General features: G+C 82.9%; 1 protein-coding gene. It reads right to left on the bottom strand.

The window, feature by feature from the left end; all coding sequences use genetic code 11:
* Nucleotides 1-209: hypothetical protein (locus AB8Z36_RS40665; RefSeq protein ID WP_369218369.1), on the bottom strand; the 209-nt coding region annotated here is incomplete at its 3' end.
* Nucleotides 210-457: the final 248 nt, after the last annotated feature.

Below are 457 nucleotides of genomic sequence, written 5' to 3'. Positions count from 1 at the left end.
GTCCTGACGGTCCTGGCGACCGCCGCGGCAACAAGGGCGACGACCAGCAGGGCGGCGGCCGCCAGGACCGTCAGGACCGTCAGCAGCAGGGCGGCGGGCGGCAGGACCGTCAGCGTGACAACGGCCCGCGGGCCGTGCCGCTTCACCAGGTCCTCGGCGGCGTCGAGCGCATCGCCCCGGTTCAGCGTGCGCGTCTCTGTACCCTTCACGGCTCCTGGTGTAACTGTGTTACAGACCCACCGCAAGCCACTCCGGCCGACCGCACGGGCCGGCCCCCCCCCCCCCCCCCCCCCCCCCCCCCCCCCCCCCCCCCCCCCCCCCCCCCCCCCCCCCCCCCCCCCCCCCCCCCCCCCCCCCCCCCCCCCCCCCCCCCCCCCCCCCCCCCCCCCCCCCCCCCCCCCCCCCCCCCCCCCCCCCCCCCCCCCCCCCCCCCCCCCCGGGCCTGGCCGTCGCAGAG

It is taken from the genome of Streptomyces flavofungini (assembly GCF_041028215.1).
In the GTDB taxonomy this organism is placed as follows: domain Bacteria; phylum Actinomycetota; class Actinomycetes; order Streptomycetales; family Streptomycetaceae; genus Streptomyces; species Streptomyces flavofungini_B.
Note: the sequence above shows the minus strand (reverse complement) of the source record. Positions and strands in the feature narration are given on the sequence as shown.